The 19,019-nt window shown below is 71.2% G+C and carries 18 protein-coding genes; 4 read left to right on the forward strand and 14 right to left on the reverse strand.

Annotated features, from left to right (window positions below):
- Window positions 1-32 precede the first annotated feature (32 nt).
- The 4 genes from IOD14_RS33940 to IOD14_RS33955 are packed head-to-tail and all read right to left on the reverse strand — an operon-like array spanning window position 33 to window position 3,818.
- The gene (locus IOD14_RS33940; RefSeq protein ID WP_123988628.1) at window positions 33-1,061 is read right to left on the reverse strand and encodes a 6-phosphofructokinase; all 1,029 of its coding nucleotides are present in this window, start codon (window positions 1,059-1,061) and stop codon (window positions 33-35) included.
- Between the two features lie 53 nt (window positions 1,062-1,114).
- Window positions 1,115-1,789 carry a response regulator transcription factor gene (locus IOD14_RS33945; protein WP_123988629.1) on the reverse strand — a complete coding sequence of 225 codons (675 nt, stop codon included), beginning with the start codon at window positions 1,787-1,789 and terminating at the stop codon, window positions 1,115-1,117.
- The gene (locus tag IOD14_RS33950; protein WP_123988630.1) at window positions 1,786-3,003 is read right to left on the reverse strand and encodes a DUF5931 domain-containing protein; all 1,218 of its coding nucleotides are present in this window, start codon (window positions 3,001-3,003) and stop codon (window positions 1,786-1,788) included. Before IOD14_RS33950 ends, IOD14_RS33945 begins: the two co-directional genes overlap by 4 nt.
- Window positions 3,004-3,041: 38 nt before the next feature.
- The gene (locus IOD14_RS33955) at window positions 3,042-3,818 is read right to left on the reverse strand and encodes a lysophospholipid acyltransferase family protein (RefSeq protein WP_123992586.1); all 777 of its coding nucleotides are present in this window, start codon (window positions 3,816-3,818) and stop codon (window positions 3,042-3,044) included.
- Window positions 3,819-3,965: 147 nt separating this feature from the next.
- On the opposite strand from IOD14_RS33955, the gene IOD14_RS33960 reads away from it, so the two are divergent.
- Window positions 3,966-4,745 carry an alpha/beta fold hydrolase gene (locus IOD14_RS33960; protein ID WP_123988631.1) on the forward strand — a complete coding sequence of 260 codons (780 nt, stop codon included), beginning with the start codon at window positions 3,966-3,968 and terminating at the stop codon, window positions 4,743-4,745.
- Window positions 4,738-5,346: a hypothetical protein gene (locus IOD14_RS33965; RefSeq protein WP_123988632.1), complete on the forward strand. Its 609-nt coding sequence runs from the start codon at window positions 4,738-4,740 to the stop codon at window positions 5,344-5,346. The genes IOD14_RS33960 and IOD14_RS33965 overlap by 8 nt, the downstream gene beginning before the upstream one ends.
- A gap of 6 nt (window positions 5,347-5,352) precedes the next feature.
- On the opposite strand, the gene IOD14_RS33970 is transcribed toward IOD14_RS33965, so the two are convergent.
- The 6 genes from IOD14_RS33970 to IOD14_RS33995 form a co-directional block, all read right to left on the reverse strand.
- Complete coding sequence (locus tag IOD14_RS33970) at window positions 5,353-6,060, reverse strand: endonuclease/exonuclease/phosphatase family protein (protein ID WP_212672331.1); 708 nt, start codon at window positions 6,058-6,060, stop codon at window positions 5,353-5,355.
- A gap of 132 nt (window positions 6,061-6,192) precedes the next feature.
- The gene (locus IOD14_RS33975) at window positions 6,193-7,146 is read right to left on the reverse strand and encodes an ROK family glucokinase (RefSeq protein ID WP_007381458.1); all 954 of its coding nucleotides are present in this window, start codon (window positions 7,144-7,146) and stop codon (window positions 6,193-6,195) included.
- A gap of 67 nt (window positions 7,147-7,213) precedes the next feature.
- The gene (locus IOD14_RS33980) at window positions 7,214-7,690 is read right to left on the reverse strand and encodes a DUF5304 domain-containing protein (RefSeq protein ID WP_123988634.1); all 477 of its coding nucleotides are present in this window, start codon (window positions 7,688-7,690) and stop codon (window positions 7,214-7,216) included.
- A 57-nt stretch (window positions 7,691-7,747) separates the two neighbouring features.
- A complete protein-coding gene (locus IOD14_RS33985) occupies window positions 7,748-8,905 on the reverse strand; it encodes an ArsA-related P-loop ATPase (protein ID WP_123988635.1) in 1,158 nt (385 codons plus the stop codon).
- Window positions 8,906-9,053: 148 nt separating this feature from the next.
- On the reverse strand, window positions 9,054-9,494 hold the full coding sequence (locus IOD14_RS33990; RefSeq protein ID WP_123988636.1) for an SRPBCC family protein: 441 nt from the start codon (window positions 9,492-9,494) through the stop codon (window positions 9,054-9,056).
- A gap of 83 nt (window positions 9,495-9,577) precedes the next feature.
- Window positions 9,578-10,375 carry a metallophosphoesterase gene (locus IOD14_RS33995; RefSeq protein WP_123988637.1) on the reverse strand — a complete coding sequence of 266 codons (798 nt, stop codon included), beginning with the start codon at window positions 10,373-10,375 and terminating at the stop codon, window positions 9,578-9,580.
- 293 nt (window positions 10,376-10,668) lie between these two features.
- Between IOD14_RS33995 and IOD14_RS34000 the strand changes: the two genes are divergently transcribed.
- Window positions 10,669-12,465 (forward strand): AMP-dependent synthetase/ligase, encoded by a 1,797-nt coding sequence (locus tag IOD14_RS34000; protein WP_123988638.1) that lies wholly within the window; start codon window positions 10,669-10,671, stop codon window positions 12,463-12,465.
- Window positions 12,466-12,484: 19 nt separating this feature from the next.
- Here IOD14_RS34000 and IOD14_RS34005 read toward each other — a convergent pair whose 3' ends face one another.
- Window positions 12,485-14,065: a GMC oxidoreductase gene (locus tag IOD14_RS34005; protein WP_212672332.1), complete on the reverse strand. Its 1,581-nt coding sequence runs from the start codon at window positions 14,063-14,065 to the stop codon at window positions 12,485-12,487.
- A gap of 83 nt (window positions 14,066-14,148) precedes the next feature.
- The gene (locus IOD14_RS34010; protein ID WP_212672333.1) at window positions 14,149-15,291 is read right to left on the reverse strand and encodes a glycosyltransferase family 4 protein; all 1,143 of its coding nucleotides are present in this window, start codon (window positions 15,289-15,291) and stop codon (window positions 14,149-14,151) included.
- A gap of 121 nt (window positions 15,292-15,412) precedes the next feature.
- On the opposite strand from IOD14_RS34010, the gene IOD14_RS34015 reads away from it, so the two are divergent.
- The gene (locus IOD14_RS34015; RefSeq protein ID WP_212672334.1) at window positions 15,413-16,654 is read left to right on the forward strand and encodes a glycosyltransferase family 87 protein; all 1,242 of its coding nucleotides are present in this window, start codon (window positions 15,413-15,415) and stop codon (window positions 16,652-16,654) included.
- Window positions 16,655-16,738: 84 nt separating this feature from the next.
- Here the strand turns inward: IOD14_RS34015 and IOD14_RS34020 are convergent, their stop codons facing one another.
- Both IOD14_RS34020 and IOD14_RS34025 read right to left on the reverse strand, forming a co-directional pair.
- The gene (locus IOD14_RS34020; RefSeq protein WP_212672335.1) at window positions 16,739-17,932 is read right to left on the reverse strand and encodes a hypothetical protein; all 1,194 of its coding nucleotides are present in this window, start codon (window positions 17,930-17,932) and stop codon (window positions 16,739-16,741) included.
- A 33-nt stretch (window positions 17,933-17,965) separates the two neighbouring features.
- A complete protein-coding gene (locus tag IOD14_RS34025) occupies window positions 17,966-18,982 on the reverse strand; it encodes a C40 family peptidase (RefSeq protein ID WP_212672336.1) in 1,017 nt (338 codons plus the stop codon).
- Between the last annotated feature and the right edge of the window lie 37 nt (window positions 18,983-19,019).

Below are 19,019 nucleotides of genomic sequence, written 5' to 3' on the forward strand. Positions count from 1 at the left end.
GAATATACGGCCCATGGCCGAGCCCCGCCGGATCAGCCGAAGAACACCCCGACCTCCTCGTACAGCTTCGGGTCCACCGTCTTGAGCTGTGCCGTGGCCTCCCCGATGGGGACGCGCACGATGTCCGTGCCGCGCAGGGCGACCATCTTGCCGAAGTCGCCGTCCCGCACCGCTTCGATGGCGTGCAGTCCGAAACGGGTGGCGAGCCAGCGGTCGAAGGCGCTGGGAGTGCCGCCGCGCTGGATGTGCCCGAGCACGGTCGTGCGGGCCTCCTTGCCGGTGCGCTTCTCGATCTGATTAGCCAGCCACTCACCGACCCCGGACAGGCGCACATGGCCGAAGGAGTCGAGGGACTGGTCCTTGAGGACCATGTCGCCGTCCTTCGGCATGGCGCCCTCGGCGACGACCACGATCGGGGCGTACGACGCCTTGAAGCGGGAGGTGATCCAGGCGCACACCTGGTCGACGTCGAAGCGCTGCTCGGGGATGAGGATGACGTTGGCGCCGCCCGCGAGACCGGAGTGCAGGGCGATCCAGCCGGCATGGCGGCCCATCACCTCGCAGACCAGGACGCGCATGTGGGACTCGGCGGTGGTGTGCAGCCGGTCGATGGCCTCCGTGGCGATGCCGACCGCGGTGTCGAAGCCGAAGGTGTAGTCGGTGGCGGACAGGTCGTTGTCGATGGTCTTCGGGACGCCGACGCAGGGCACTCCGTGCTGGTCGGACAGGGTCGCGGCGACGCCGAGGGTGTCCTCGCCGCCGATCACGATGAGCGCGTCGACCTCCCGCTCGGCCAGGTTCTCCTGGATCCGGCGGATGCCGTCCTCCTGTTTCAGCGGGTTGGTGCGGGAGGAGCCGAGGATGGTGCCGCCGCGGGGCAGGATGCCGCGCACGGCCGGGATGTCGAGACGCACGACGGCGTCCTCCAGTGGACCCCGCCAGCCGTCCCGGAAGCCGGTGAAGTCATAGCCGTACTCCTGAACGCCCTTGCGGACGATGGCCCGGATGACGGCGTTGAGGCCGGGGCAGTCGCCGCCTCCGGTCAGTACTCCGACGCGCATGGACAGTTCCCTTCGCCGCAGGTGCCTGACGAAGGGTCAGTGTGACGCGCGTCTCACTCGTCGTCGAGGCCTCGTTCGATGGCGTATCGGACGAGCTCGACCCTGTTGTGGAGTTGCAGCTTGCCGAGAGTGTTCTGGACGTGGTTCTGGACCGTGCGGTGGGAGATCACCAGACGCTCGGCGATCTGCTTGTAGCTCAGGCCCTTGGCGACCAGTCGCAGCACCTCGGTCTCGCGCTCGGTGAGCTGCGGGGCCCTGGGCTGGTCGGGGTCGGTGGTGGGCGCCGGGTCGGTGGCCAGGCGCCGGTACTCGCCGAGGACCAGGCCGGCGAGTCCGGGTGTGAAGACGGGGTCGCCGACGGCCGTGCGGCGGACGGCGTCCAGGAGTTCCTCGGTCGACGCCGACTTCAGCAGATAGCCGGTCGCGCCGGACTTCACGGCCTCCAGGACGTCGGCGTGCTCGCCGCTCGCCGACAGCACGAGGACGCGCAGGGCCGGGTTGTGGCCGACGAGCTCCTTGCAGACCTGGACGCCCGGCTTCACCGGCAGGTTCAGGTCGAGCACCAGCACGTCGGGGTTCGCGGCCCTGGCCCGGCGTACGGCCTGGTCGCCGTCGCCGGCGGTCGCGACCACGTCGAAGCCGGACTCGGCCAGGTCCCGGGCGACGGCGTCGCGCCACATGGGGTGGTCGTCGACCACCATCACCTTGATCGGATCCTTGTCGCTCATCGTTGTCCTGCCTTCCCCCGTGAGACCTTCGGTACCTTCAGCTCGACCTCGGTGCCCTGCCCCGGAGGCGAGATCAGCTCGGCGCTGCCGCCGAGGTCGCGCAGCCGGCCCCGGATCGACTGGGCCACCCCGAGCCGCCCCTCGCCCTCGGCCTGGGCGAGCCGCCCCTCGGGGATGCCGGGCCCGTCGTCGCGTACGGTCACGATCACCTCGTCGGGTTCGTCCTCGACGAGGATCCACGCGCGCGCGTGCTCTCCGGCGTGCCGGTGCACGTTGTCCAGGGCGGCCCCCACGGCCGCGGCCAGTTCGCGGGCGGCGGGCGGCGGCAGCGGGACGGCGGCGCCCGGTTCGACGAGGGAGACCTTCGCCGAGGCGTACGGGGCGAGCAGCGCGCGCAGGTCGAGCGGGGCGTCGTCGTCCGACTCGTCCTCCACCACGTGGACGACCGCCCCCTGGGACGCGTCGGACGAGACCCGGGACACCGACGTCAGGCCGCCGGAGACCAGGGTGCGCAGCGCCACCTCCTGCTCGCCGGCCATCCGGCCCAGCTCGGCCGCCTCGCCGCCCATGACCGCGCCCCGGCGCTGCACCATGGCGAGCACCTGGAGGACGCTGTCGTGGATGTCGCGGGCCAGCCGCTCGCGCTCCCGGGTCGCCGCCTCGATCTCCAGCGCGCGGGCGAGGGTGCGCTCGGAGGCGCGGGCGACCTCGACGACGTAGCCGATGGCGATGGAGGCGACCCAGACGAGGATCACGTTGTGGACGGTGTCGCGGGCCGGGTGGCCGCGCTCGAACAGGTTGGCGGCGGCGACCGGCGTGGAGGCGAGCGCGGCCCAGCGCCAGCCGCCCTTGATGGCGAACGCGAGGACGGAACCGGCGGTCCATATCGACGGCAGGGTGGGGCCGCCGCTGTCGATGTGGTGCTGGTTGACGACCAGCGGGGTCAGGACGATGCCGGTGATCGCGATCGTGAGGTCGACGGCGAGGAAGCGCTTGGTGCACGCGGCCGCGTTCTGGACGCGGGGCAGCGTGGCGAGCGTCCAGAGGCACAGGACGACGTAGTAGGCGATGGCGATGCCGGGCCGGTCGAACTGGTCGTACTCGGTGGCGAAGAGCCCGACCGCGTACAGCATGGTGAGCACCCGGTAGCCGGTCAGGGCACGCCACAGCGGCTGCTCGACCGACATGCGCATGACGCGTACTTGTTTGGCCATCTCCCCCACCCCCGGCCCGATGCCCGTGTCCCAGGATCCTAGGACGCGGAGCTGCCGGGCTCGTCCTGCTCGGCCTTCGCGACAGCGGCCTCGGCCTTCGCCGCAGCGGCCTTGGCGGCCTTCTCGGCCTTGGCCGCTTCCGAGATCCGCCGCTTGGCGGCCGTCGCGTAGATGTCGACGTACTCCTGGCCGGAGAGCTTCATGATCTCGTACATGACCTCGTCGGTCACCGCGCGCAGCACGAAACGGTCGTGCTCCATGCCCTGGTAGCGGCTGAAGTCCAGGGGCTCGCCGATGCGGATGCCCGGGCGCATCAGCTTGGGCATCACCTTGCCGGGCGGCTGGATCTTCTCGGTGTCGATCATGGCGACCGGGATGACCGGGGCCCCGGAGGCGAGCGCCACGCGCGCGAGGCCGCCGGGCTTGCCGCGGTACAGACGGCCGTCGGGCGAGCGGGTGCCCTCGGGGTAGATCCCGAACAACTCACCGCGCTCCAGGACGTCGAGGCCGCTCCTGATCGCCGCCTCGCCCGCGCCGCGCGCGCCCGAGCGGTCCACGGGAAGCTGGCCGACCCCCTTGAAGAAGGCTGCCGTGAGGCGGCCCTTGACCCCGGGGGTGGTGAAGTACTCGGCCTTCGCGATGAAGGTGACCTTGCGGTCGAGGACCGCGGGCAGGAAGAACGAGTCGGAGAACGACAGGTGGTTGCTCGCCAGGATGGCGGCACCCTCGGCGGGAATGTTCTCCAGGCCTTCCACCCAGGGCCTGAAGGCGACCTTCAGCGGCCCTCCGATGGCGACCTTCATCGTGCCGTACAACAACCGAGTGCCTCCTGTGTCCGTCGATCAGACCTTAACCCGGAGCGCTGTCAAACAGCCCGACGGCCCTGGTCGGTGTCAGTGCGGTCGCGTACGGTGAACCACACCTGGACTTGCTCACGCTTCTTTCATGAACAGGAGACCTAGGTGCCGGTCCTCCCCGGAGCCGAGCCGTTCCGCCATGAGGGCGGGGAGGCCGGTGTCCTTCTCTGCCACGGCTTCACCGGTTCCCCCCAGTCACTGCGGCCCTGGGCCCAGCACCTCGCCGAGCACGGCCTGACGGTCTCCCTGCCGCTGCTGCCCGGGCACGGCACCCGCTGGCAGGACATGGCCCTCACCGGCTGGCAGGACTGGTACGCCGAGGTGGACCGCGAGCTGCGCGCCCTCACCGAGCGCTGCACCTCCGTGTTCGTCGCCGGTCTTTCCATGGGCGGCACCCTGGCCCTCAGGCTGGCCGCCAAGCACGGGGACGCGGTCAGCGGTGTCGTGGTCGTCAACCCGGCGAACCGCATGCACGGCCTCGCGCCCTACGCCCTTCCGGTGGCCCGCCACTTCGTCCGTACGGCGCCCGGGATCGCCAGCGACATCAAGAAGGAGGGCAGCGTCGAGCTGGGGTACGACAAGGTGCCGCTGCACGCGGCGCACTCCCTGCGGACCTTCTTCCGGCAGGTGGACGGCGAGCTGCCGCAGGTCACCCAGCCGCTGCTGGTGCTGCGCAGCGCGCAGGACCATGTGGTGCCGGCGGCCGACTCCGCGCGCGTGCTGAGCCGGGTGTCGTCGACGGACGTAACTGAGATCGTGCTGGAACAGAGCTACCACGTGGCGACGTTGGACCATGACGCGGAGCGGATTTTCGACGAGAGCCTCGCGTTCATCGGCCGGCACACCACCGGCATCGGCAGTGAAGGGACGACCGCCCGTGGCTGAGCACGACTCCGACCGTGAAGGCCGTGAAGGCCGCGAGGGCCAGGAGCCGGACGAGCAGAGCGTCCCGTTCGACGAGGAGGCCGCGTGGGCGGCCATCGTCGCCGGGTACGGCGAGGAGCCGAAGGACCCACCGGGCACCAAGCCGTTCAAGTCGGTCGAGGACCTCGCGCTGCTGGAGACCGAGACGAACGACGAACCGGCGGCCACGGAGGCCCAGCCCACGAAGGACGCACCGAAGAAGGACGAGAAGCCGGCCAAGCCGCTGGGCGGTTCCGTCGCCTTCGCGCCCGGCGTCGGGCCACGTGACTACAGCACCCCGGAGCCGTCCGAGGAGGACTTCGAGGACGACGACGAGGGGCACTTCGTGCCGCCGGAGCCGCCGCCGCTGCCCGCCGCCGACACCACCGCGAAGTTCGCCTGGCTGGGGGTCCTCGGCGGTCCGCTCCTGCTGCTGGTCGCGGTGCTGCTCGGCTGGGAGATGACGTGGTGGCTGGCCACGGTCGGGATCGGCGGGTTCCTGGGCGGCTTCGTCACCCTGGTGACCCGGATGCGGGCCGACGACGAGGACGACGGGGATCCCGGCCGGGGGGCCGTGGTCTAGTCCGGCTCAGCTCGCGGGGATGCCGAGGGTGGCCAGGACCGGGAGATGGTCCGTGGCCGCCCTCAGGTCTGTCTCCGTGATCCCGGGCAGGTCCAGGGGGACTCCGCAGCCGCGCACCTCGATGCCCTTCGTGGCGAAGATCGCGTCGATGCGCTGGTGGGGTTCGCTGCGGGTCCAGGTGTGTTCGCCGCCGGTGGGGCTGACCGCCCAGCAGTCCTGGAGGTCCGTCGCCAGCCGGGTGAAGGTGCGGCCGGTGGGGCGGTCGTTCAGGTCGCCGCCCGCGACGGCGTGGTCCACGCCCATGCCGGCGAGGCGGTCGAGGAGCACTCCTGCCTGTTCGTATCGCTCGTCCTTCTGCAGGGACAGATGACAGCTCAGTACACCGAGGCGGGCACCGGCGATGTCGACGACGGCTGTGGCGAAGCCTCTTCTGTGCTGACCCGGGGTGAGGGGCAGGAGGACGTCCTCCGTGCGTTCGACCGTGACCCGCAGGTTGCAGAGGATCGCGGGGCCCGCCGCAGTGCCGCCGCCGGTGAGGACGACCAGTCCGGAGGCCGACGCCAGCCGCGCGAGTTTCTTGCGCCAGCGGAAGAAACGGGGGGCTTCCTGGATCAGTACGAGATCCGGTTCGCAGGCGCTGATGACACGGGCGAGAGCGTCCGTGTCGTCGCGCATGGAGCGGATGTTGTAGCTCAGGACCTTGACCGGAACCATGTGGATCAATTTACGCCCAAGGGGAGGGGCGCGAGGGCCGGGCGCGACCACCGGTCGTCCGTGGCCGGTCGCGCCCACGCGGCGGAGCCGCAGGTTCGCACCACCCCGCGCCCCTGAAAGGCACCGTCACCGCTACATGATCGGGTCCGGCTCTCTCGCCAGGTCCGCCGCGCCCACCAGGCCCGCCTTGTTGCCCAGTTGGGCCGCGATGACGTCGGCGACCGGGCGCCAGTTGCCGCCGACCAGCCAGCGCTTGTAGGACTTGCGGATCGGGTCCAGGACCAGCTCGCCCTCGTCGGACAGGCCGCCGCCGACGATGAAGGCGGAGGGGTCGAAGAGGGAGGCGAGGTCGGCGAGGCCCGCGCCGGCCCAGCGGGCGAGCTCGCGGTAGGAGTCGACGGCGACCGGGTCGCCCTGGCGGGCGGCCATGGAGATGTGTTTGCCCTCGATGCCGTCGGGGCTGCCGTCGCCGAGGCCGAGGAGGATCTCTGCGTTCTCCGGGGTGGCGTTGGCGCGCTGCTTGGCGTACCTCACCAGCGCCCGCCCCGACGCGTACTGCTCCCAGCAGCCCTGGCTGCCGCAGCCGCACAGGAGGCCGTCCGGGACCATGCGGATGTGGCCGAACTCGGCCGCGACGCCGAAGTGGCCGCGGCGCAGCTTGTTCCCGATGATGATGCCGCCGCCGAGACCGGTGCCGAGCGTGATGCAGATGACGTTGCGGTGGCCCTTGCCCGCGCCGAACTTGTACTCGCCCCAGGCGGCCGCGTTGGCGTCGTTCTCCACGACGACCGGAAGGCCGACGCGGGTCTCGACCTTCTCCTTCAACGGCTCGTTGCGCCAGTGGATGTTGGGGGCGAAGTACACCTCCGAGCGCTGGCGGTTGACGTATCCGGCCGCACCGATGCCCACGCCCACGATGTCGTGCCCGGCGCGCGCGCCTTCCACCGCCGAGGCGATGGCGTCCACGATGCCCTCGGCCGTGCCCGGAGTCGGCACCTTGTGGGTCGAGAGGATGTTGCCTTCCTCATCGACCACGCCGGCCGCGATCTTCGTGCCGCCGATGTCGACGCCGATGGTGAGTCCCATGAATCCCTCAGTTTCGGTCGAGCCCCGCTACGGTCAACCGTACCCGAGGCCCTGCCGTCAGGGGGTTTCAGTCCAAGTCGATGCGCTCGCCGGGACCCGGGTCCTCGCCCCGGCCGCGGAGGTTCTCGTCACGGCGGCTCCAGCGTTGCTCCTGGGCCTGGACCGCGGAGCGGTACGCGGCGAGGAGTTCGCCACCGGCGGCGGCGAGGTGGTCGAAGACGTCCGGGTTGCGTTCGATGACCGGCTCGACCGCGGCCTTGGCCTGCTGGACGACCTGCTTGACCACCTGCTGGGCGGCCGGTCCGGCGATGCCTCCGAGGAGCGGGGACTGGAGGCCGGACAGCTTCTCGGCGACGTTGTCCACGAGCTTGCGCAGTTCCTCGGCGGCCGAGCCCGGGGGCGGGCCGTACTCGGCGCGACGGCGGGCCTTCTCCGCCGCGAGGTCCTCGGCGACCGCCGTCGCCCACGCGTCGGCGTCGGTCGCCCGTACCTCGTCGATCGCCTCGTGTTCCCCGGCGTCGGACGGGGGGAGCTCTTCGCTCATGACGGACTCCTGACTACGGTTCGTCCCTCCGACGTTACCCGAATGGGCGTACGCGGTTCACGGGGTGCGGGGCCACAGTTCCGGGTCCGGCGCGAACCGGATGCGCAGCTCGCCCTCGCGCAGTGCGGCACCGGCGACGGCACAGCGGCGCAGGGCGGAGGGCAGCGGGACGATCCGGCGGAACTGCCCAGCGCTGACGACGAGTTCGTCACCGCGCCGGATCAGGTCCAGTTCGTCGCGGACGGCGCCGGGCAGCGGGATGTGCCACACCAGGACGCCGTCCTCGGCGAGGTGATCGACGACGGGCCACTCGACGGTGGAGGTCGTGTCGTTGACCCCGGGGACGGCGAGCGCGGCGAGGTCGTCGGTGCCGCGCGGGTCGTGGCCGAGATGCGGGACGACATGGACGTCGTACGACTCCTGCCACTCCTCCAGGGTCTTGCGCTGCTGGGCGACGAGCCCCGCGGACCACTCCTGGGGTGCGACGCGGTTGGCGACCAGGGCGTCGGGGCGCAGGCCGCGCAGGGCGAGGGCGAGGCTCGCGGAACGCACGGCGTCGGAGCCGGCCGGGCCGGGCTCCGCGACCAGCCGTACGACGCGGTGCCGGTCGGCGAGGACGGCCTCGACGGCGCCGAGTTCGGTGTCCCAGCGGGCGGCGGTCTCGTACAGCCACTCCGAGGGCATGGGGACGCCGGCCAGCCTTCCGAGCACGGGCCGCAGACCTGCGGCGGCCTGGCGCTCGGCCGGGAGGAGCCGGCGCAGGTAGCGGCGCAGTTCCTCGGGGAGGGAGAGGAGGGCGAGGGCCTGCGGGGTGGGCGGGAGATCGACGACCAGGAGGTCGTGCCGCTCGGAGAGGGCCGCGTCGCGCAGGGCGCGCAGCAGGGTGAGCTCCTCGGCGCCGGGCAGGGGGGTGACCTCCTCCGGGTCCAGCCGGGAGGCGCCGAGCAGGTCGAGCACGTTGGAGGCACGGTCCTGGAAGCCGGCCAGATCGTCCCGGAAACCGGCGGTGGCGTCGGGGCGCCACGCGGTGAGGTTCTCGCAGACCTGGGCGGGGGTCGCCCCGGTCGGTGTGCCGAGGATCGTGCCGAGGGTGTCGGTGCGGTCGGCACTCAGCACGAGGGTGCGGGTTCCCCCGCGGGCGGCGGCGAGCGCGGTGGCGGCGGCGACGGTGGTACGGCCGCTGCCGCCGGGTCCGGTGATCAGGATGGAGCGCATAGGGGTGAACCGTAACGGACTCGGCGGTTCGGTCCGGCTGCAGGCCGGTGGGGGCCGGTCGCGCAGTTCCCCGCGCCTCTGAAGCCGTGGGTACAGCCGCGCGGGCCTGCGCGAGCGACCCCGACGGACCCGCACCTGCGAACGCGCCCTACTGCTCCGACTCCACCCGCTTCTTCAGCCCCGCCAGCGCCCGGTCGATGATGACCTTCTCCGCCTTGCGCTTGATCATGCCGAGCATCGGGATCTTGACGTCGACCGTGAGCAGGTAGGTGACCTCCGTCGCCCCCGCGCCCGCCGGCTTCAGCACGTAGGAACCGTCCAGCTGCCGCAGCATCTGGGACTTCACCAACGTCCAGGAGACCTCGTTGTCGCCGGTCCAGGTGTAGCCGAGGACCTGGTCGTCCTTGATCGCGCCCGCGTCCATGACCAGCCGCACCTGCTCGGCCCGCCCGGACGCGTCCGTCGAGAGGACCTCCGCCTGCTTCACCTCGCCCGTCCAGTCCGGGTAGCGGGCGAAGTCCGCGATCACCGCCATGACGTCGGCAGGCGCAGCTTCGATCGTGATGCTCGAACTGGTGTGTTCCGCCATCGCCGTGGCTCCTCCAGATACGGTCCGGTGAGGAAGGGTGGTACGCACGTCTGTGCAGCGTGAAGGCTACCGCGCGCACGGAGTCACCACTCCAGCGCCCACGGCTTCCCGCTCCCCGCGAAGTGCCCCACGTTCACGCACTCCGTCGCGCCGATGCGCATCCGGCGGGCGAGCGGCTGGTGGACATGGCCGAACAGGGAGTACCGGGGGCGGGTACGGCGGATCGCCGCGAGCAGTGCCCGGCTCCCCCGCTCGAACCGCCGCGCCACCGTGTCGTACACCAGCTCCGGCACCTCCGGCGGGATGTGGGTACACAGCACGTCCACCTCGCCGACCGCCTCGATCTTGGCCGCGTACTCCTCGTCACTGATCTCGTACGGCGTCCGCATGGGGGTCCTGAGGCCGCCGCCGACGAAGCCGAACGTCCAGCCGCCGATCTCCACCCGCTCGCCGTCGAGCACGGTCGTACCGGGTCCGGCGTACTCCGGCCACAGAGGCGGCATGTCGACATTGCCGTAGGTCGCGTACGTCGGTGTCGGGAACGCGGCGAACATCTCGGCGTACTGCTTGCGCACCGCCTTCTCGATCACCGAGGCGCGGTCGGCGCCGATCCCGCCCCACAGCCGGGCGCCGAGTTCCCGCGCCTCCTCGAAACGGCGGGCGGTGCGCAGTTCCACGATGCGGTCCGCGTTCTCCACCCCGAACAGGTCGGGGAAGATGCCGCGCGAGTGGTCGGCGTAGTCGAGGAAAAGAACAAGGTCACCCAGGCAGATCAGGGCGTCGGCACCGTCGCCGGCCCTGGCCAGGTCACGGGCGTTGCCGTGCACATCGCTGACCACGTGCACGCGTGTTCGTCGGTTCCCGGCCGGTGTGGGTGCCATGACGATCAAGAGTAGGCCTGTGCGGCATACGTGAACAGTGGCGGCCGGGCCTGCGGTTACTGGCCAGTCAGTAAGCAGGTGGACTACTGTGCGCCAAGAACCCCAATCCGTGTGACGCAGCGAACATCTCGCCGGGACCCCCTGTCGAAGAAGCCATACCGGCGGGTAACGTCCGGGCAGTCCAGTCGTGCTCAGCATTCAACTACTGAAACTCTGAGCACCTGCCCGAGCCTTGGACCGACCGTCGCATCACACAACGTCGTGGCGCCGGCGCCCTATGAGGAGCAGCAGTCTTGCGCGAGTTCAGCCTTCCGGCTTTGTACGAGGTCCCTGCGGACGGCAATCTCACCGACATCGTCCGTAGAAACGCCGCGCAGCATCCCGACGTCGCCGTCATCGCCCGCAAGGTGGGCGGTCAGTGGCAGGACGTGACGGCCACGGCGTTCCTCGCCGAGGTGCACGCCGCCGCCAAGGGGCTCATCGCCTCCGGCGTCCAGCCGGGCGACCGGGTCGGCCTGATGTCCCGTACCCGCTACGAGTGGACGCTGCTCGACTTCGCGATCTGGTGCGCGGGTGCGATCACCGTGCCGGTGTACGAGACCAGCTCTCCCGAGCAGATCCAGTGGATCCTGTCCGACTCGGGCGCGACCGCCTGTGTCGTGGAGCTGGACGGGCACAGCGCGGCCGTCGAGTCGGTGCGCCAGCAGCTGCCCGCGCTCAAGCACGTGTGGCAGATCGAGGGCGGCGGGATCGAGGAGCTGGGGCGCGCGGGGAAGGACATCAGCGACGCGGCCGTCGAGGAGCGCAGCTCGCTGGCGAAGGCCGACGACCCGGCGACCATCGTGTACACGAGTGGCACCACCGGCCGGCCCAAGGGCTGTGTGCTCACCCACCGCAGCTTCTTCGCGGAGTGCGGCAACATCGTGGAGCGGCTGCGCCCGCTGTTCCGCACCGGCGAGTGCTCGGTCCTGCTGTTCCTGCCGCTCGCGCACGTCTTCGGCCGGCTCGTGCAGATCGCGCCGATGATGGCGCCGATCAAGCTCGGCATGGTTCCGGACATCAAGCAGCTCACCGACGAACTGGCATCCTTCCGGCCGACGCTGATCCTCGGCGTACCGCGCGTCTTCGAGAAGGTCTACAACTCGGCACGCGCCAAGGCGCAGGCGGACGGCAAGGGCAAGATCTTCGACAAGGCCGCCGACACGGCGATCGCCTACAGCAAGGCCCTGGACACCCCCTCGGGCCCGTCCCTCGGTCTGAAGATCAAGTACAAGACCTTCGACAAGCTGGTCTACAGCAAGCTGCGCGCGGTCCTCGGCGGCAAGGGCGAGTACGCCATCTCCGGCGGCGCCCCGCTGGGCGAGCGCCTCGGGCACTTCTTCCGCGGGATCGGCTTCACGGTCCTGGAGGGCTACGGACTGACCGAGTCCTGTGCGGCGACCGCGTTCAACCCCTGGGACCGCACGAAGATCGGCACCGTCGGGCAGCCGCTGCCGGGCTCGGTGATCCGGATCGCGGACGACGGCGAGGTGCTGCTGCACGGCGAGCACCTGTTCAAGGGCTACTGGAACAACGAGGCCGCCACGGCGGAGGCGCTGACCGACGGCTGGTTCCACACCGGTGACATCGGCACCCTCGACGAGGACGGCTACCTGAGGATCACCGGCCGCAAGAAGGAGATCATCGTCACCGCGGGCGGCAAGAACGTCGCCCCGGCCGTGATCGAGGACCGCATCCGGGCGCACGCGCTGGTCGCGGAGTGCATGGTGGTGGGCGACGGGCGGCCGTTCGTGGGCGCGCTGGTCACCATCGACGAGGAGTTCCTGGGCCGTTGGGCCGAGGAGCACGGCAAGCCGGCGGGTTCCACCGCGGCGTCGCTGGCCGGGGACGCGGACCTGAACGCGGCGATCCAGGCCGCGATCGACGACGGCAACGCCGCGGTGTCGAAGGCGGAATCGGTGCGGAAGTTCCGCATTCTGTCCTCCCAGTTCACGGAGGAGACGGGCCACCTCACGCCCTCGCTGAAGCTGAAGCGCAATGTGGTGGCGAAGGACTACGCGGACGAGATCGAGGCGATCTACGCGAAGTAGTACCCCTTCCGACGGAACGTCATGGCGCGGTGTCCTCCACGAGGACCCGCGCCATCGTGCGTTCGGCGAGCGCGGTGATGGTGACGAACGGGTTGACCCCGATGTTGCCGGGGATCAGCGAGCCGTCGGTGACGTAGAGCCTGGAATAGCCCTTCACCCGGCCGTAGTTGTCGGTGGCCTTGCCGAGCACGCAGCCGCCCAGCGGGTGGTAGGTGAAGTCGTCGGCGAAGACCCTGCTGGGCGACCCGAAGAGGTCGTACCGGTAGATGGTCGAGTTGGCGGAGTTGATCCGGTCGAAGAGCTTCTTGGCCATGCCGGAGGAGACGGCGCTCTGCGCGGCCGTCCAGTTGAGGTTCAGAGCACCGCCGGAGTACGAGAAGGCCGCGCGCTGCGGGTTCTTGGTGATCGCCAGATACAGGCTCACCCAGTGCTCGAGTCCCGTGGGCAGGGGCGCGATCTCGGCGAACACCGGGTTGTCGGCGTTGGCCCAGTCGTCGATGCCCATGACCGGCATGGTCGACTGGTTGGCGCCGACGGTGTCCCACAGGTGGTTGGCCCGCCCGAGCATCGTGTTGCCGTTGGGCCCCCAGCCGGCCCCGACGCTCGCGTCCAGCGCCGGGAGCGTCCCCGACTGCCGTGACCGGAGCAGGAGTTCGCTGGTGCCGAGGCTGCCGCCGCCGAGGAACAGGTAGGTGCAGGAGTACTGCTTGGTCTCGACGACCGCGCCGGTGTAGTCGATGCGGTCGGCGGTCAGCAGCCAGGTGCCGTCGCTCGCCCGGCTGATCCCGGTGACCTTCTCCAGGGTGTGGATGGTGACGTTGCCGGTGCCGAGCGCGGACGCCAGATAGGTCTTGTCTAGGCTCTTCTTGCCGTAGTTGTTGCCGTAGATGACCTCCTGGCCCAGGGCGGACTTGGTGGCGGTGCCGGCGGCCTCCTGCTGCATGTAGCCGAAGTCGTAGACGCTGGGCACGAAGGTGGTCTTCAGGCCGGTCTTCTGGGCGTGCTTCCGGGAGACCCGGGTGAACCTGTACCACTCGGTCGACTCGAACCAGGCCGGGTCGACGGTGTTGACGCCGAGCATGGCGCGGGCGCGCGGGAAGTACGTGGAGTACATCTCGGCGGTGTCGACGGTCGGGAACTGCTCCGCGAAGTAGGACTGCAGCGGGGTGACCGCCATCGAGCCGTTGACCAGGGAGCCGCCGCCGACGCCGCGACCCACGAAGACGGACATGTTGGCGAAGCGGACGCGGTCCAGGACGCCGGGGTAGGGGTTGATGTCCTTGTTGACGACGTCCAGCCACAGGAAGGTGGCGAGCGGCGCCTCGGTGCGGGTGCGGAACCACATGGAGCGCTGGTCGGGGTTGGCGGTGTTGCAGAAGACCTTGCCGTCGGGGCCGGCGGTGTTCCAGAGCCGGCCCATCTCGAGGACGAGGGTGCGGATGCCGGCCTGGCCGAGGCGCAGGGCGGCGACTGAGGCGCCATAGCCGGAACCGACGACGATGGCGGGCGCGGACTCGACCGCGGCGGGCTCGTCCGCGTGGGCCGACTGGAGCCCGACGCGGGTGAAGCCGAGAGTGGCCGCCGTCTGGAGGGCGGCCATACCAAGGATCTGACGTCTACTCAGCTGACGCTGTATCAGTTTTCCTGTCATGGCCGCAGCATCGGCGGATTATCCCCCTCCGGCTATAGCAATGTCTTCAACTTTTCTGCCAACAAGTCCCAGCGCCACTTCTCCTCGACCCACTCCCGTCCCCGCTCCCCCATGCGGCTCCGCAGTTCCGCGTCGCCGAGGAGGACGGTGATCCGTTCGGCCGCCTCCTCGACCGACCCGCCGCGCACGACCCAGCCGGTCTCGCCGTCGAGCACCGCGTCGGGGGCGCCGCCGGAGTCGCCCGCGACGACGGGCAGCCCGGTCGCGGAGGCCTCCAGGTAGACGATCCCGAGCCCCTCCACGTCGAGCCCGCCCCGACGGGTCCGGCACGGCATCGCGAAGACGTCCCCTGCGCCGTAGTGCGCGGGCAGCTCGGCCCAGGGCACGGCCCCGGTGAAGCGCACGGAGTCGGCGACCCCGGTCTCGTGGGCGAGCTTGCGCAGCTCCTTGCCGTAGGGGCCGCCGCCGACGATCAGCAGGACGGTGTCGGGCTCCCGCGCGAGGATCCGCGGCATGGCGAGGATGAGGGTGTCCTGCCCCTTGCGCGGCACCAGCCGCGAGACGCAGACGACCACCGGCCGCTCGGTCAGCCCCAGCCGCGCCCGCACGGCGGCCCCGCCCGACCCGGGGTGGAAGGTCTTCTCGTCGACCCCCGGCGGCAGCTGCGTCATCCGCCCCGCGGCCGCCGGGGACAGCGCGGCGGCGATCCTCGACCGCGTGTACTCGCCGAGGTAGGTGATCGTGTCCGTGGACTCCCCGATCCGGCCCAACAGCTGCCGGGCCGCGGGCAGCTGGGCCCACCCCGCCTCGTGCCCGTGGGTCGTCGCCACCAGCCGCTCCGCACCGGCCTTCCTGAGCGCCGGGGCCATGAGCCCGAGCGGCGCGGCCGCCCCGAACCACACCGACGTACAGCCGTGCTCCCGCAGCAGCCCGACGGCCCTGCGGGTCGCGCCGGGCGTCGGCAGCAGCATGGTCGTGGAATCCCGTACGACGGTGAAGGGCTGCTCCGCGTCGAAGGCGGCGGTGGCCTCGACGCCCTCGCGGCTCCGCTTCCAGGTGGAGGCGTAGACGACCAGGCGCTCGGGGTCGAGCCGCAGCGCCATGTTGTGCAGGAACGCCTGGATGCCACCGGGGCGGGGCGGGAAGTCGTTCGTCACGATCAGGGTCTTGTGCATCGCGGCCGACCCTACCGAACCGGCTGCTCACAGCCGGGCACGGCCATGTCTGTGGCACCCTCACAGGAGAGCGGGACATCATGTTCTCCTCAAAGACCGAAAGAGAACGGCAGGGGATCACGTGGACACGACGGCCTGGCGGCGATCCCTGACAGGACTGCTGCTGACCTGGGGCGTGACCAGGCTGTTGCTGCTGCTGTGGGTCTACAAGGTGTACGTCTTCCCGGGCCCCGACGTCACCAGTGACGTGTCGGTCATCTACCAGGGCTGGTACGAGGTCCTGCGCACCGGAACGTTCCCTCAGGACGACGTGACCTGGCAGTATCCGCCGGCCGCGGCCCTCGCGATCCTCTCCCCCGCGCTGCTGCCCTTCCTGGAGTACACCCAGGCCTTCTTCCTCGTCGCCTTCGCCGCCGACCTGGCCGTCCTCCTCCTGCTGCTGTACGCGGGCCTGCGTCCCGGGCGACGACTGCGGGGAGCCTGGGTGTGGGTGGCGGGCGTACCTCTGCTCGGACCGACCGTCTACTCCCGCTACGACGTGATGGTGACCGCGGTGGCGGTCGCCGCGGTCCTCGCGGCGGCCCGGCATCCGAAGGTGGCCGGAGCCCTGGTGGGCTTCGGGGCCATGCTGAAGGTGTGGCCGGCGCTGATCCTGGTCGGCGTCCGCAGTCGCCGTGTCTGGGCCTCGGCGGCGGTGACTGCCCTGGTGGTCGCCGGACTGTTCGCGGTGGCGATGCCGGGGGCCTTCGCCTTCCTGACCTTCCAGCGGGAGCGGGGCACCGAGGTGGAGTCGCTGGGCTCCCTGGTCTTCCACGTCGCCCGCCACCACGGCTGGGACGGCTCGGTCCTGCTCAACTACGGCTCGGTGGAGTTCCTCGGCCCCTGGGTGACCATGGTCAGCACGGCCGCCCTCGCGCTGACCGGGATGGCCTTCGGACTGCTGCTGCTGTGGCGGCTGACGGCCACCCGGTTCGAGGCGCACACGGCGGCCGACGCGGCGCTGGTGGCGGTGCTGATGTTCACCACGACCAGCCGGGTGATCAGCCCGCAGTACATGGTGTGGCTGGTCGGCCTCGCGGCGGCCTGTCTGTGCTTCCGCGCGAGCCGGATGGGCCTGACCGCGGTCCTGGTGCTGGCGGCGTGCTTCGTGACGGTCCTGGAGTTCCCGATCTGGTTCGCGGACGTCGTGGCCAGCAGCCCGCGCGGCATCGGCCTCCTCGTCGTGCGCAACGGCCTGCTGGTCCTCGCCACGGTCGTCGGGATGCGTGAGCTGTGGCGGGCGACGGTCCCCAAGCGGGTCCAGCCGGACCCGGCACCGGACCAGAGCGCCGCTCCGGCCCAGGAGGCCCCGGCCTCGTCCTGAGCGCCGTACGCGTGGACCGGGGACGGTGCGGGCCGAGGGGCCGCGGCCGGCTCCGGGCGGCCGGATCAGCCGAACCCGGCCGGATCAGCCGAACTGGTCCCGCAGGTACTCCTGCCACTGGGCGGTGAAGGCCTTCAGGTCGGTGCCGAGCACCTTCGCCATGGCCTCCTCCACCGCCCCCCGCCGCTTCTCGTGCGTGCCCACGGCCCGGTAGAACGCGTCCAGCTTCCCCTCGCCCCACCGGTCCGCGATCATCCGGCAGGCCATCCAGCCGCTCTCGTAGGACAGCGCGAGCCCGGTCGCGCTGCCGCCGAAGCCGAAGTCCGCGTCGGACGGCAGGGCCGCGGGCACCCGGCCCGCGGAGACGGCCTCCGACAGCTCCGGCGCGGCCTCGGCCGGGGTGCGCCCGGTGTCCCGGTAGCCGACCCAGTCGGCGAACCCCTCCGACAGCCACAGCGGTGTCGCCGCGGTGGTGTCGGCACGGGTGGCGACATGGGTGGTCTCGTGGGTGAGCACGACCTGTCTGCCCAGGGTGCCGAGGAGGGCGTACGCGTCGGGGTTGACGATGATCCGGTCCGCGGGTGCCTGCGCCGGGGCGCCCGTCTCGCCGGTGGTGACGGCCGCGATGCCCCGGTACGAGGAGGCCGGCGAGCCGAGCAGTCCCGCCATCCCGTCCAGGGACTTCGGTACGAGCACGACGACATGCCCCGCCCACTTCGTGCCCCAGGCGTCCGACACCGCGGGCACCGCGTGGTCGGCGAGGTCCGCGAAGGAGTGCAGCTTCTCACCGGAGTGTCCGACGCCGAGGACGATGCTGTGCCTTCCGCGGACGACCCTCACCTGGCCCTGGTCCCACAGCAGCTGCGGGGCCTTCCTGGCGGGCTTCTCGCTGCGGACGTACCACTGGTCGGCCGCGTCCAGGGAGAGGTTCATGGTGCGGGCGACGGTGACGGGGGCCCGGTCGTACCCCTGGACCTGGTAGCGGAGTTCGGCGTCGGCGGTGGCGGTGGAGCCGCTGCGGTGCACTGCGGTGACCTTGTAGGACCAGGAGGCGAGGGGGACGGCGCTGAGGTCCTTCCACCAGTCCGCGGTGCCCGTCCTCGCCACCGCCGCCCCGTCGCGGTCCAGGACGGCCGTGGCCCGCCGGTCGAGGACGCGTTGGACGTCGGCCCGGGCGGTGTCGGCGGCCGTGGGCCTCCCGCCACAGGCCACCAGGGAGACCAGCAGCAGGCACACCACCACGACACCGTGTTCCGACGCCCGCCTTCGACCAGCCATGTTTCCCGATCGTACGGGTATCGGCGCCCTCGGTCAGGGCCGCGTGACCGTCGCCCCCGGCATCATGCCCACCGGGTCGTAGCGGACCGGGGCGCCGGGGTAGGGGGCGTGGACGACCTGGCCGTTGCCGACGTACATGCCGACGTGGCTGGCGTCGCCCCGGTAGGTGACCAGGTCGCCGGGCTGCGCCTGGGAGAGCGGGACCTGGCGGCCGGCGTAGCGCTGGGCCTGCGAGGTGCGCGGCAGGGAGACACCGGCCTGGGCGTACGACCACTGCATCAGGCCCGAACAGTCGAAGCCGTTGGGTCCGTTGGCGCCCCACACGTACGGCTTGCCGATCGCGGACTGCGCGGCGGCCACGGCGGCTGCCGCCCGGCCCGAGGGCGCCGCGGCCCCCGTCAGGTCGGGCATCTCGGAGCGCCCGGAGCGGGAGGCCCGGTCGTAGGCGGCGCGCTCGTCGGACGGGAGGGAGTTGAGGAGTTCGCGCGCCGTGGCGAGCTTCTTCTCCACGGTCCGCTTGTGGGAGGCGACGGCCTTGCGGCTCCTCTCCAGCTCGCCGAGCTTCAGGGCCGCCTCGCTGCGCTCCTGGGCGAGTTCGCGCATGGCCTCCTGGAGGTCCTTGAGCTCGCCCGCCTGGTGGGCGTTGATGCGGTCCAGGACGGCGGCCTTGTCGAGGTAGTCGTCCGGGTCGTCGGAGAACAGCAGCGCCAGGGACGGGTCGAGTCCCCCGGAGCGGTACTGGGCGCCGGCCAGCGAACCGAGCGCGTCCCGCATGGAGTTGATGCGCTCCTGCTGCCGCGCGATCCCGTCCTGCGCGGTGGAGACCTCCTCGCGCAGCGAGTCGGCGCGTTCGTCGGCCTGGTTGAAGGCCTCGGTGGCCTGCTCGGCCTGCTCGTAGAGGCGGTCCACCTCGGCCCGGGTGTCGTCGGACGGGGCGGCGAAGGCCGGTACCGCGCCGAGCGCGGCGGCCGCGGCGGACAGCACGCACAAAGCGGCACCGGCGCCCCGGTTGAACCCGGACGTCTGGACAAGGCGGCGATGGGACCCCACGGAGGCCGCGCTCCTTCCCTTGGCGGACGAGAACGCG

Source organism: Streptomyces sp. A2-16 (assembly GCF_018128905.1).
GTDB lineage: Bacteria > Actinomycetota > Actinomycetes > Streptomycetales > Streptomycetaceae > Streptomyces.